Genomic DNA, 14,360 nt, shown 5'->3' on the forward strand with positions numbered 1-14,360 from the left:
GAAGGGCTCATAGAGAGCCTGCGCTAACTGTTTGAATTTCCGACTTTATCCATACCTAAAGTGTAGTCCAAGATTCGGAAATCGCTAGGCTCTCATAGAATTTCATACTATTGTTTTATCGATTAGAATAGATTTTTATCTCTTACCAATTCACGCGGTAAACCATTCTTAATTCGATTTCCAACCCATTTTCCTAGACCAATCACGTCGTTACCTAATTTAACGATCACTTCGCCCTTACCAGATAGCCCCTCTGGTCGAACATCACGGCCCATAAACCATTCTCTAGCATCGTCGACTGAAAGTGCTACTGATGTCGTTTCAGTTCCGTTAGCAAGTGCCGTTGCCACTTGATGCTGCCAGCGATAACCTTTTTTATGAGCTTCGGCGATTTTGATCCCCATTCGTGAAAAGCGCAATTCGCCGAGCATAGGCTCCAACGCATGCGGAAATAGCCATACATCGTTGTCGCGCAGCCAAACAGAACAATCGTCAGGTAGGTCGATATCTAAGGTTGCTTTTAGCTTGGTTTGAATGTCAGCTTGGGTTTTAGCGCTGGCTTTTTCGAAAGGGAACTTGCCCAATCTTTTCTTCACTTTCGGCGCTTCGACCGAACCAAGCTTTCGTATGCGGGCAACAAAGAAGCCTTCGCAGTCATAAACTTGAGGGAATATGTGCAAGAAACCCTCTTCAGTTAGGGCTTTGTCCGCGTCTGGGAAAAGGTCGCCCAAGCTTTCAAAACTCACCTCTTCATCAAACACCTCTTTCAGGTGATGACAAACTTGCTGATTTTCTTCAATGCTCAACGTACAGGTGGAGTACACCATCACGCCACCAGGTTTTAAGGCATGAAACGCACTTTCGATCAGATCTTTTTGCGTATCTGAAATGGAGATAACCGACTCTTTTGTCCAGTTTTTCATTGCGTCTGCATCTTTGCGTACGGTTCCTTCCCCAGAGCAAGGTGCATCAATCAGCACCGCATCAAACTGCTCTGGTAGCCAGCCGCCGAACACACGACCATCGAAGTTGCTCAATGCCGTATTGCGCACACCACAACGCTCAATATTGGCATGCAAGACTTTGACTCGGCTGGCAGAAAACTCATTCGCTACCAATACGCCGTTATTATCCATACAGGCAGCAATTTGAGTCGTCTTAGAGCCTGGTGCAGCCGCCATATCGAGCACACTTGCAAACTCTTCGCTTTGCTTAAACAACGCAGAGACCGGCATCATTGAACTAGCTTCTTGAATGTAGAACAGACCAGACATATGCTCTGCGGTGTTTCCTAGCGGAACTTCAGATTCATCTGCTTCAATCCAAAAACCTTCATCGCACCAAGGCACTGCTTCTAATTGCCAACCTTTACTTTTCGCTCGCTCAAGAAATTCTTCTACGGTTATTTTCAGCGTATTAACACGAATACTCTTGCGAAGAGGGCGCTGACATGCAGCGACGAAATCGTCCATGTTCAGACCTTGAGGAAGAATGGATTCGATTTCAGACAGGAACTCTTCTGGTAGATAAACGTTATGATGCAAAGCTATGTCTCGACTGGCTTAAAAGGTCGCTGATTATAGCCAAATAATAGAAAAAACGCAGCGGTTAGGCTGCGTTTTATTGGGTAATAGTGAAGAAATCGTTGAGTGCTAGGGTTTAGGAATAGCCGCTCGCCATTCTTTCCAGCCTTCTTCTGCTTTAGCGTAAAGATAGAAAGATTGACCTTGCTCGGCGATTGGTTCTAGCTGCTTTTGTTCTGGAGTAGAGAAGGTGATACCCCCACGAACTAAACTATCAAAAGTTCCCGCCTTGATGTTTGCTCCGGTGAGACCGATAGAAACGTCCACACCTGATGTATTCCAGAAAACACTATTGCGTCGCACCAGATAGGCGTAGTTAGGGTCAATGACAACCGTCGAAACCACGCGGTCAGCGAATTCACCCAACTCTACCTTGGTCACTTCACCGACTTCAATCTCTCGGTAAAGTACCGGAGTTCCAGCACTGATTGAACCACGAGACTCACTTTGCAGAGTAAAGGTAACGCCACGGATAGCTTTCTTATTGGTATGCAAAGCGAATTGGTTCTTAGTTTTCCCCTTACCTGGTTGTACGCTGATGGATTGCGCGAGCAAGTTCTGAATATTCTTCACACCACGCAGTCCAACTTCGGCTTTTGGTAGCCAGAAGTAAGAACCTTCAACGGCAATCGTATCGGTGTACTCCGGAAGAATACGCGCTTTGACTTCGACACTCTTACGGTTAAAGTTAGGCACCACAAGCGTTACTTCACCGACCTTTACGCCGTTATAGTTGATGCTCGTTCCCTTAGAAAGAGTGTTCTCGCCTTCAAGTGTCAGGGTAATCACTTGGCCAAATTTACGAGCTGTCTTGAAATCTTTATACAGTAGCCATTTGTCATTTTGCTTATTGTCGACGCCAGGCAGTGAGTCAAACGCGATGCCACCTTGAATCAGGGATTTGAGTGGCGCGGCCTTAACATTAATACCCGCTAGGCTAGCATCAATCTCAACGCCGGAGCGATTCCAAAACACAGTTTGCTCTGTGACTAAATGTTTATATTGGTTTTCGATGCTGGCTGAGATAATGACACCACCATCAACTAGATAGAAATCAGCCACGTTACCAACTTGAAGGTTACGATAGAGCAGTGGGCTACCTTTACTGATCGGAGGCAACTCGTTAGCGTACATCGTCAACTTAGTCGACCCAGACATATTGTACTTCGCCAGTTCAGCCAGCGACTTGCTTGGATAGAGTCGATATTTTTCCTGTGCGTTCTCTTTTCCTTCACTGACAAAACTGATTGAACCAGTCAGAAGTTGCTTAGCGGGTGGAACGCTGATGTTTAGCCCAGATTCTGTCAATTCAGCACTGGCACTGCCAGTCACAAAGAAACGGTTCTGAGATTTGATCAAATGGGCGTAATCGCTATCAACTAAAGCGTCGAGTTGAACTTTATCGTCCACTAAACGAACTTGAGTCACACTACCTACACTAATACCGCGGTAGAGAATATGTGCCCCCTCATCTAAGCCAAATGAGTTGTCTGCAACCAAGTGAACCGACACCGAGCGAGCTTGCTGGCGATTAAACTCATCTTTTCGAACGGCACTAAATTTACGTGAGCGATTTCCTTCACCCGGCACAATCGTTAAGAAGTTACCTTTAACGATGTTGGCAATGTTTTCCACACCAGAAAGCGACACTTTGGCTTCTTCGAGAATAAATTTACTGCCCGTGGTCAGCATATCGCTGAAAGCGGGTTGAATGGCTGCTGAAGCGATAATACTCTCGCGGCCATTACTCAGTTCTAAATCAGTGATCTGACCGATTTCGATACCGCGATACATGATTGGTGCACCGTTTTCACTGATGTTGTTGTTGTCAGGAAGCTCAACCTTAATTGCAATACCACGACCCGCCGTTTTGATATCGGGGTAGAGTCTAAATTCAGTGTTGTCAGCAACAGGCGCGCCTCCATCTGGAGAGTCAACGGCGATAGAGCCGCCAATTAATGCGCTGAAGCTTTCAAGGCGCACATCGACACCTTCAAAACCAATATTGGCCCCAATACCGCTTACGTTCCAAAAGCGACTGTCATCGGTGATGATATGTCGGTATTCATCTTGGATAGATGCTTGAATAACGACGTGTTTTGAATCTGAATGGAGCTGATAGCTATATACTTCGCCAATTGGGATTTTACGATACACTATTTGCGAACCAACAGAGATTCCTCCAAGGTCACGCGCTTTGAGTGAAATATTCAAGCCTTCACTTGCCATAAGGTCAGATGGCGCCCGCTCTAGAGCCGTAAATTCTGTTTCTGGTTCTGACGGATTACTGCTAGGTGATATGGCGATGTAGTTGCCCGAAACGAGCGCATCGAGTCCGGAGATCCCTGATAGGCTAGCGGTAGGCTTGACCATCCAAAATCGAGTCTCTTTCGTCAGTAGCTTAGTTGCTTCAGGGTAAATATCTGCATCTACATAAATACTTTGCAAGTCTTCCGCTAGGTTGATGTCTTTCACCATACCCACTTCTAGACCTTGGTAGCGAATCGTTGTTCTACCTGCAATCAGGCCTTGTGCATCAGAAAAGTAGATCTGCACGCGCTGCCCAGCATCTTGAACCGCTTTAAACACCAACCATCCTGCTAATACCATGGTCAATATAGGTAGCAGCCACAATGGCGATAGCCCTTTATTACGCTTGATATTAGGCGAGTAAGAGTTTTGTGTCGGAGAAGGATTACTCATTTAGTGACTCTTTGTTTTTGTTTTCGTCTGGGTAGTTATCCCAAATCAACCTCGGATCCATGCTTTCTGCTGCTAGCATTGTCAATACAACAACAATACCAAATGCAACCGCCCCATACCCGGGCGTGAAATCAAGGATTTGGCCTCGATCAACTAATGTCATCATGATGGAGATAACGAACAAGTCCATCATGGACCATCGACCGATCCACTTAATAATGAAATAGATGGTCATTCTGTGTCTGTGGTAGACCTTACGCTTAAACTGGATGGCGAGTAGTAGATAGGACAAGCCAAGAATTTTCGCGACAGGTACCACAATACTGGCGACAAAGATAATTACAGCGATGCCGGTCATGCCGCTTTTGACTAAAGAGGCGACCCCTGAAAAGATCGTATCTTCCAATCGCTTACCATTGGTTAAAAGAATGGAAATAGGGATTAAGTTAGCTGGGAAAATCGCAATCGAAGCGGCAATGAGGTAAGCCCACGTTTTTTGAATCGAACGCGGCTTACGGTGGTGAATAGGGCAATGACAGCGTTTGCACTCAGTCCCTTCAGGTTGAGATAGGTGACAATGGTGACAGTGTAGCGTTTTTTCTGTTGCAGCGTACTTGTCTTCTGGCTCATACACTTCCCAGTACCTTCGGACACTCACACGAGTAACAAGTAACACGGTTGATACCTGAAGAAGCAGTAGGCCTATTAAACCAGGCCCAACAATGATGTCTGAATAGTCTTGTAGTTTGAAACAAGAAATGGCGATACTCACCAAGAACACGTCGATCATCACCCAAGGTTTTAAGTGTTGGACAAGGGCTAACGATACCTTGAGTAGTTTAAATTGGTGATACTTTAAGGCGATGTGCGCCGTCACTACTGAACTGCAAACAATCAACGGGGCGATAGAACTACAGAAAAAGATCAGTAATGACAGCATAACGAAGCCTTCTTGAAACAGAGTAAAGACTCCGTCTGGAAGGGTCGCAGGTATCATGACGCCAAACAGGCGAATACTAATAAAATCGAAAAAGTGGGAAGGAATAAACAGTAGCAGACAGGTCAGCGCAATCGCGAGATTACCTGAAAGAGAAGGGCGACCACCTCGATACAGTTTGGTATTACATCGAGGACAGTATGCCGTTTTACCTCGCTCAACTTCGACAAGATCAACGGGAAGCTCGCAACCGTCGCATAACCGAACAGAGACTAACTTAGAAGAATGGGCATGCATAGGTGGAGGAGGGCTCATTGCTCCTCCTCAAGTAAATAGGCGTTATATTGGCTAACTATGCGATTGCACACTGCCATATAATGTTTGATATAAACCTTGTTGTTCAACCAACTCTCCGTGTGTACCCGCTTGGCTCACTTGTCCATCTTCTAGTACGTAAATTAGGTCTGCTTGTTTAACCGCAGATAATCGGTGCGCTACGATCAGTGTAGTACGACCTTTCAAAAATTCTGTCAGTGCTTTATGCAAGGCTGCTTCTGTCGCCGTATCGAGGGCGGACGTTGCTTCATCCAAAATAACAAACTTTGGATTACTTAAAATCATTCGCGCAATGGCTAAACGCTGCCTTTGACCACCAGACAAACGGATACCGCTTCGACCTATTTGTGTTTCTAAACCGTCACTTAATTGGCTAATGACATCTTGCATTTGTGCAATTTCAAGTGCCCGCCACAACTGCAAATCATCGTAGGTCGAACCAAGGGTCAGATTATGCCTTAAAGTGTCATTAAATAGTATAGGCTGTTGTAATACAACGGCAATTTGGTCTCTAATTATGTCAAAACTGATATCGTCAGTGGTTTGACCATTAAATCGTATTGAGCCTGAATTCGCCTGATAAACTCCAATAAGCAGTTGGATGAGTGTTGATTTTCCGCCGCCACTGGCACCAACCAATGCTACCTTTTTTCCGGCCGGAATAGACAGATTAAGATTGGTTAAGACCTGAGTTTCTTCATTATAAGAGAAGTTTACATCTTCAATCTCGATATCTACTTCTCGGTCTTGAGTAAATGGATTGACCTTGCTGACAGGTCGATGCTCTTCCTCTAAATCGAGTAGGGCATTGATGCGTTTTAACGCTGCTTTCGCGCTGTACCAAGAGAACTGAATACCCAATAGCTCCTGCACTGGAGAAAGCATAAACCACAAGTAACCAAAGACGGCGAAGATCTGGCCGATGGTCAGGTCGCTAAACAGCACCATTAGCATGGCGACCGCTCGGAATAACTCAAACCCTAGCAAAAATAGTAGGAATGACACTCTCCCTGCCGCTTCCGATTGCCAAGCATACTTATCCGCATCAACACGAATCTGGTTAGCTTGATCCTTGAGTTCATTGAGGAACTCTCGTTCTCTATTGGCGGCGCGCAGTTGATAAATACCGTCCAAGGTTTCAACCAAGCGATTTTGAAAGCGTTCAAAAGATTGGTTTTCACGCTTTTTAAGGTGCTTAACCTTACTACCTAGCTTACGAGAGAAATAAATGACAACCGGGTTAACCAGCAATATAAACAGTCCGAGACGCCAATCTAGCCATAGTAGAACGCCCGCAGTACCAATGACGGTCAACAGGCTAATCAAGAACTTACTCAGTGTAGAGCCAATGAACTGGTCAATAGTCTCTATATCAGTGATAAGGTGCGCATTGATGCCTCCGCTTCCACGCGTTTCGTATTGACGAATGCTAATGCGTCCCAGTTTATCAATCATCTTACTGCGCATTTGGAAGGTAATGGTTTTTGACACCAAGGTAAATTGGCGGCTTTGTAGGATGCTGAGTGCTTGGCTGGCACTGCGCATAATGACCACCAGCAATAGAGTCAGCGCGATGTAGCCTGTTGGTGTCTGCATTGAAGTGGGTAGCATGGCATTCATTGCCTCTAGCCCTTTACCCGGTTGATTAAGAAGGACTTCATCCACCATGAGCGGCATTAATAGAGGGATCGGCACGCTGATTAAGGTCGCAATCAGCGCGATGACATTGGCAAGTATTAGTTTCGACTTGTGCTTTTTTACTTGAGTTATCAACCAAGAACGGCTAATAGTGTTGGGATTATCGATCATTATAATGAGAATGCTTACTATTTAATGTTTGCGGCGATTGTACGCAGATTTATGTTAGAAGTCTCTAATTTTACAAAGGTCACGAATTTTCAAAAGGATGTAACAATGAAAATAGAACATTACCACCGCTTAACCAAGCAAGCTGCGGCATTAATTGAATCTGAAACCGATCTTATTGCGAATCTATCGAATGTCAGTGCTTTGCTTAACATGGAATTAGACAACCTAAACTGGGTTGGTTTTTATCTAATGAAAGACGGTGAGTTAGTTCTTGGCCCATTCCAAGGTAAACCAGCTTGTGTTCGTATTCCTGTTGGTCGTGGTGTATGTGGAACAGCGGTAGCAACTAACACAGTACAACGCATATACGATGTGCATGAGTTTGAAGGTCATATTGCTTGTGATGCAGAGAGTAATTCTGAGCTAGTTATCCCATTTTCAATTAATGGTGAAATTGCTGGGGTGCTAGATATTGATAGCCCTAATGTGGGTCGATTCAATGAAATTGATGAGGAAGGACTGACATTTTTGATGAGCGAAGTAGAAAAGCTGCTTAATTCACACGCTATCGGGGCATAATTTGTCTATTGAGTGTGGTTTTTCGCTTGCAGGTCACTATAATACCTCAAATATTTAATTCTTAATGCTCGCGGGCAAGCCGCAATAACCAGGAATCCTCATGGAAAACACTGAAAAGTTAAAAAACAGCAAAGAAGTTATCGCATATATTGCTGAATGTTTCCCTAAGTGCTTTACTTTAGAAGGTGAAGCAAAGCCACTTAAAATTGGTATTTTTCAAGATCTTGCGGAGCGTCTAACGGACGATCCAAAAGTAAGCAAAACTCAACTTCGTGCAGCGTTAAGACAATACACTTCATCATGGCGTTACCTTCACGGTGTGAAGCCTGGTGCAGTACGTGTAGATTTAGATGGCAACCCAGCAGGTGAGCTAGATGAGGAACACGTAGAACACGCGAAAACAGCACTAGCTGAGAGCAAAGCGAAAGTGCAAGCTCGTCGTAAAGAGCAAGCGCAAAAAGCTCGTGAAGAAGGCAAAGCGAAAGCTAAGCCAGCTGCGAAAAAGCCACAAGGCCGTCGCCCACAACAGAATAAAGTACAAAAAGCCAATAAGCCGGTAGAAACGCGTGCTTTGAATGCTGACGAAGTAAAAGTTGGCAATCAAGTAAACGTCAATATGGGTAAAGGAAACATGGCTGCGACTATCGTTGAAATCAATAAGGAAGATGTGCGTGTTCAACTGTCTAACGGCCTACAAATGGTTGTAAAAGCGGAGCACCTACGCGCATAAAGGAGATACTCCTACGCATGAAATGCCGTTCAAAAATGTCGCTGATCGCTGCTAGCTTATGGCTAGCAGCTTCTTCAGCCTATGCTCTAGAAGCAAAAATTACCCTTGAGGACTTACCTGTCCTTTCTCCGGAAGCACAACACGCCACAGCAAGTAAGCGTGTCGAAGAAAAGCTTACCAGCTCTCACTACAAACATATCAAACTCAATGATGACCTTTCGCGTAAGATCTTTTGGCGCTATGTCGAATCATTGGACTACAACAAGAACGTCTTCACTCAAGCTGACATCGATGCCATCTCTAAGTGGCAAGATTCTATTGATGACCAGTTAAAGTCGGGTGACACTCAAATTGCATTTGAACTGTACAACTTGTCGATGAAGCGTCGTTATGAGCGATTTGTTCATGCGCTTAAGCTTCTTGATACAGAAATGAAGTTTGATGTCGACGAGAGTATTGAGCTTGATCGCAGTGAAGCCACTTGGCCAAAAGACACGGCAGAGCTTGATGAGTTGTGGAGAAAGCGAGTCAAGTATGACGCTCTTAACTTGAAACTAACAGGTAAAGAGTGGGACGAAGTCAAAGAAGTTCTTGGTAAACGATACAACAACGCTTTGAAGAGGCTGAGCCAAACGCACAGTGAAGATGTATTCCAGTTCTATATGAATGCATTTGCTCGTGAAGTGGATCCTCATACTAGTTACCTTTCTCCTCGTAATGCCGAGCAGTTCCAAACAGAGATGAATCTTTCTCTAGAAGGGATTGGTGCAGTATTGCAAATGACGGATGACTACACTGTCATTCGCTCTTTGGTCGCTGGTGGTCCAGCTTCTAAGAGTAAGCAACTGGGCGAGGGTGATCGAATCATTGGCGTTGGTCAAGATGGCGAAGAGATAGTTGATGTCATTGGTTGGCGACTCGATGATGTCGTGCAGTTAATCAAAGGCCCGAAAGGCACTAAGGTTAACCTGCAGATCTTGCCTGAAGGTAAAGATGCGAAAGCAACGGTTATTACCTTGGTTCGTGACAAAATTCGTTTGGAAGACCGCGCTGTTAAATCTGAAGTGATCGAGAAAGACGGCAAGAAGATTGGTGTGCTTGAAGTCCCTAGCTTCTATGTCGGTCTAGCAGAAGATACAGACAAGCTGATTTCTGAGCTAAAAGAGCAGAATGTTGATGGTATCATCGTCGACCTTCGCAATAACGGCGGCGGCGCTTTGACAGAAGCTTCGGCACTAACCGGACTGTTCATCAAGAGTGGGCCAGTGGTTCAAGTACGTGACAGCTACGGCCGAGTCAATGTGAAAGGCGACTTTGACGACCAGATCAGTTATGACGGTCCAATGAGTGTCTTGATCAACCGTAATAGTGCATCAGCATCAGAGATTTTTGCGGCAGCTCTACAAGATTATGGTCGTGCCGTGATTCTTGGTGAAAACTCGTTTGGTAAAGGCACGGTTCAACAACACCGTACGCTTGGCAAGATCTATGACTTGTTCGATAAAGAGCTTGGTTATGTTCAGTATACGATTCAGAAGTTTTACCGAATCGATGGTGGTAGTACGCAAAATAAAGGTGTAGCGCCTGATATTGCGTATCCAACAGCAGTTGACCCTAGCGAAACTGGTGAGAGTGTTGAAGATAACGCTCTGCCTTGGGATAGCATCGACAAAGCCAAATACAAAGTGTTACAGCGTAACTCTGAGATGGTTAATCAGCTAGCTGCCAAGCATGAAGCTCGTATTGCCAAAGATCTTGAATTTGGCTTTATCGCTGAAGATATTGCTAAGTACAAAGCAGAAAAAGACGACAACACTTTATCACTGAATAAGAAAACTCGTCAGGCTGAGAGCGATCAAGCAGATGAAAGACGTTTAGCTCGAATCAACGAACGTCAGAAAGCTGAGGGTGAAGAGCCATTTAAGTCTTTAGATGATGTACCTAAAGATTATGAAGCGCCCGATGCCTACCTAGATGAATCTGTAGCCATTATGGTTGATATGATTAAATCGTAAGTTTAATCAATGATTTAAAAAGCGGACCTAACTGGGTTCGCTTTTTTTTTATAGATAATTAATGTGATTTAGATCAATTTTTTCGCTAAATAAACTTTGTGTGCCTAAGCTTAAAGAAAAAGAGTAAGGAGCACGCTATGAGATTGATTGTTTTGATATCGCTAATGTTTAGCTTCTCAGTGCTAGGTAATGGGGTACGTGACAACAGTGACTTAACGCAGTTTGATCACCCATTCTTACTAGGTGATTGGTATTTGGTGAATCCAAACCCAGAGAAATCACAAGAAAACTTTTTGGCGATTAAGCTAACGCTTGACTCAAACTACAGCTTTAAAATTGATATTCAAAAACGAGATTATTCAGTCGATCACTGGGAAGGATTTTACACCGCGAATGAAGATACTATTATCCTGGGATTGGATACTTCTGAACCACAAGTTTACCAGTATGCAGCTAACCATAATCTGCTAAATCTTAATGGAGTGACCTTTACTAAGGCGCTATCAAATTCTTTGGCTGGAATGTGGTCGAGTGCCCATTTTGAGGGCGATGAAGCTTTATCGAGTGATGTTCATAAACTTGATCTTATCCTTCAACCTGATTTTGTGTTCATGTTCAGAGTGAGTAACGATGACGGTGATGAAGCGGTACACAGGGGGGTGTATTACACTGAAGGGGAGCATTTAGTTCTTTTATACGAAAACGGCGAACATGAAACCCGTTATACACTCAATAAAGATACCCTTACTTTAGAAATGGAAGAAGGTTCTTTATACGCAGTACTCAATCGAATACGTTAGTGAGATAAGTGTGAGGTTTGATGACTATCTAGACAAATAGTTTGAGTTCGACGTCAACAATAGACAAAAAACGAGGTATTTCTTAGCAGAGCCTCGTTTTTTTGTATCTAGAGTTGTAAGCTAACACGCAATTCGTCAGCGTTGATTTTACAACGTTCTAGCCATACTAACGTATATACGTAGTGTGCTCTTCAAATGAATTTAGTCAGAAGGATTTAGACATGGCTCAGACTCCTCAAGCCAAATACCGCAAAGACTATCAGTCTCCATCTCATACTATTACTGATATCGATCTTACGTTTGACCTATTCGATAACGAAACCACTGTGACGGCAGTGTCGCAGGTTAAACAGTTAAAAGACGCAACAACGATTCGTCTAGAAGGTGAAGACCTTAAACTGAAAAGCATTCACGTCAATGGTGAAGCTTGGACTGCCTATGAAGAATTAGAAGGTGCTTTAGAAGTTCATCAGTTACCAGAGCAAACTGAACTTAAGATTGTGACCTTGATTGACCCGGAAGCAAATACGGCGCTAGAAGGTCTTTATAAGTCAGGCGGCGCGTTCTGTACCCAGTGTGAAGCTGAAGGTTTCCGACGCATTACTTACTACATGGATCGCCCTGATGTATTGGCGAAATACACCACGAAAGTGATTGCCGATAAAGCGGAGTATCCATTCCTGCTCAGTAACGGTAACCGTGTTGCAGAAGGTGAACTTGAAGGCGGACGTCATTGGGTTCAGTGGCAAGACCCGCATCCAAAACCTGCGTACTTGTTTGCTTTAGTGGCAGGTGATTTTGATGTACTGCGTGATAAGTACATCACTAAGTCTGGCCGTAATGTTGAACTGGAAATCTTCGTTGATAAAGGCAACTTAGATCGCGCGCCGCATGCGATGACATCATTGATCAATTCAATGAAGTGGGATGAAGAGCGCTTTGGTCTAGAGTATGACCTTGATATTTACATGATTGTAGCGGTCGACTTCTTCAATATGGGCGCGATGGAGAACAAAGGTCTAAACATCTTTAACTCTAAGTTTGTCCTCGCGAATGAAAAAACGGCGACAGATACCGATTACCTCGGTATTGAAGCGGTAATTGGTCATGAATATTTCCACAACTGGACAGGTAACCGAGTCACTTGTCGCGATTGGTTCCAGTTAAGCCTGAAAGAAGGTCTGACCGTATTCCGTGATCAAGAGTTTTCTTCGGATCTTGGTTCTCGCGCAGTAAATCGTATCAATAATGTCCGTATTATTCGCGGCCCACAGTTTGCAGAAGATGCGAGCCCAATGTCTCACCCGATTCGTCCTGAGCAAGTTATTGAAATGAATAACTTCTACACATTAACTGTGTACGAAAAAGGCAGTGAAGTGATTCGAATGATGCATACCTTGCTTGGCGAAGAGGGCTTCCAAAAAGGCATGAAGCTTTACTTTGAGCGTCATGATGGAACTGCAGCGACGTGTGAAGATTTTGTCTCAGCGATGGAAGACGCATCGGGCGTAGATCTGAAGCAGTTCCGCTTGTGGTACAGCCAATCTGGTACACCGACTGTAAAAGTCAGCAGTGAATATGATCAAGTAGCGAAAACCTACGCACTCACTGTAGAGCAGGCTACTGAACCAACTCAAGACCAAGCTGACAAACAAGCACTTCATATTCCGTTTGACGTTGAGCTCTATGCACAAAATGGTGATGTGATTGAGTTACGCCGTAACGGTAAGCTGGTCAGCAATGTGCTTAATGTCACTGAACTTAAGCAGACGTTTATCTTCGAGCAAGTGAACGAGCGTCCAGTTCCTTCACTGCTGCGTGAGTTCTCTGCTCCGGTGAAATTAGAGTACGACTACAGCGATGAAGAGTTGATCTTCCTAATGGTGAAAGCACGCAACGAATTTGCTCGTTGGGATGCAGGTCAAATGCTGTTAGCGAAATACATCCGTAGTAACGTAGAAAAAGTTCAGGCCGGTAATGAAATAGAGTTGGCTGCTGAAGTGATTGACGCATTCCGCGGCGTGTTACTGTCAAGCGAGTTAGAGCCGGCATTTATTGCTGAAATGATGTCTTTGCCAAGTCACAACGAAGTGAGTGGTTGGTATAAACAAGTTGATGTTGATGCGGTAGCGAAAGTACTCAAGGCAATCAAAGTCACCTTGGCGACGGAACTTGAAGATGAGTTGAGCGCTATCTACCATAGCCTCAAGCAGCAAGATTACACTATTGAACATGCGGCTATCGGTAAACGTTCTCTACGCAATACGGCATTAGGCTATCTTGCTTACACTGAGCAAGGCAATACCTTGGCTAAGGCTCAGTATGCTGATGCGAACAACATGACTGATACCATTGCGGCAATGAGCGCAGCAAACAGTGCTCAGCTAGAATGTCGTGAGGCATTGATGTCTGATTACAGTGACAAGTGGAAGCATGACGGACTTGTGATGGACAAGTGGTTTGCTCTGCAAGGGACAAACCCTGCTGAAAATGTACTAGAAGTGATCAAGCAAACCATGAACCATGAAGCGTTTAGCTTGAAAAACCCGAACCGAACTCGTAGCTTAGTGGGCTCGTTCCTCAATATGAACCCAGTACGTTTCCACGCAAAATCTGGTGAAGGTTACAAGTTTGCCGGCGAGATCTTACGCGAATTAAATAGCAGTAACCCGCAGGTGGCGTCGCGCTTAATTGACCCATTATTGAAATTCCGTAAATATGATGACGAGCGTCAGGCTCTTATCAAAGCGGAACTTGAAACATTGAAAGCGATGGACAACCTAGCGAAAGATTTGTTTGAGAAAGTGACGAAAGCGTTGGAGTCTTAATCAATCTGTCTAAAACAGTAGCACTTTTAAGTGCTACTGT

The 14,360-nt window shown here is 44.4% G+C and carries 9 protein-coding genes; 5 read left to right on the forward strand and 4 right to left on the reverse strand.

Annotation, left to right across the window (positions count from 1 at the left end):
* Window positions 1-122 precede the first annotated feature (122 nt).
* The 4 genes from rsmF to AC5O63_RS19405 all read right to left on the reverse strand — a co-directional run bounded on the left by rsmF (window position 123) and on the right by AC5O63_RS19405 (window position 7,368).
* A complete protein-coding gene (rsmF, locus tag AC5O63_RS19390; RefSeq protein ID WP_494505971.1) occupies window positions 123-1,544 on the reverse strand; it encodes a 16S rRNA (cytosine(1407)-C(5))-methyltransferase RsmF in 1,422 nt (473 codons plus the stop codon).
* Window positions 1,545-1,652: 108 nt separating this feature from the next.
* Window positions 1,653-4,286: an MlaD family protein gene (locus tag AC5O63_RS19395; RefSeq protein WP_494505972.1), complete on the reverse strand. Its 2,634-nt coding sequence runs from the start codon at window positions 4,284-4,286 to the stop codon at window positions 1,653-1,655.
* On the reverse strand, window positions 4,279-5,538 hold the full coding sequence (locus AC5O63_RS19400) for a PqiA/YebS family transporter subunit (RefSeq protein ID WP_494505973.1): 1,260 nt from the start codon (window positions 5,536-5,538) through the stop codon (window positions 4,279-4,281). Before AC5O63_RS19400 ends, AC5O63_RS19395 begins: the two co-directional genes overlap by 8 nt.
* Window positions 5,539-5,571: 33 nt before the next feature.
* Window positions 5,572-7,368, reverse strand: a complete 1,797-nt coding sequence (locus AC5O63_RS19405; protein WP_494505974.1) for an ABC transporter ATP-binding protein — start codon at window positions 7,366-7,368, stop codon at window positions 5,572-5,574.
* Between the two features lie 105 nt (window positions 7,369-7,473).
* Here AC5O63_RS19405 and AC5O63_RS19410 point away from each other — a divergent pair, with 105 nt between their 5' ends.
* The 5 genes from AC5O63_RS19410 to pepN all read left to right on the forward strand — a co-directional run bounded on the left by AC5O63_RS19410 (window position 7,474) and on the right by pepN (window position 14,320).
* The gene (locus AC5O63_RS19410; protein ID WP_069666277.1) at window positions 7,474-7,947 is read left to right on the forward strand and encodes a GAF domain-containing protein; all 474 of its coding nucleotides are present in this window, start codon (window positions 7,474-7,476) and stop codon (window positions 7,945-7,947) included.
* Between the two features lie 100 nt (window positions 7,948-8,047).
* Window positions 8,048-8,677: an RNA chaperone ProQ gene (proQ, locus tag AC5O63_RS19415; protein WP_004742836.1), complete on the forward strand. Its 630-nt coding sequence runs from the start codon at window positions 8,048-8,050 to the stop codon at window positions 8,675-8,677.
* 17 nt (window positions 8,678-8,694) lie between these two features.
* Window positions 8,695-10,692 carry a carboxy terminal-processing peptidase gene (gene prc / locus AC5O63_RS19420; protein WP_494505975.1) on the forward strand — a complete coding sequence of 666 codons (1,998 nt, stop codon included), beginning with the start codon at window positions 8,695-8,697 and terminating at the stop codon, window positions 10,690-10,692.
* Between the two features lie 137 nt (window positions 10,693-10,829).
* Window positions 10,830-11,492 (forward strand): hypothetical protein, encoded by a 663-nt coding sequence (locus tag AC5O63_RS19425; RefSeq protein ID WP_171325544.1) that lies wholly within the window; start codon window positions 10,830-10,832, stop codon window positions 11,490-11,492.
* A 221-nt stretch (window positions 11,493-11,713) separates the two neighbouring features.
* Window positions 11,714-14,320 (forward strand): aminopeptidase N, encoded by a 2,607-nt coding sequence (gene pepN, locus AC5O63_RS19430; protein WP_494505976.1) that lies wholly within the window; start codon window positions 11,714-11,716, stop codon window positions 14,318-14,320.
* Window positions 14,321-14,360 lie beyond the last annotated feature (40 nt).

Source organism: Vibrio sp. SCP2 (genome assembly GCF_059295395.1).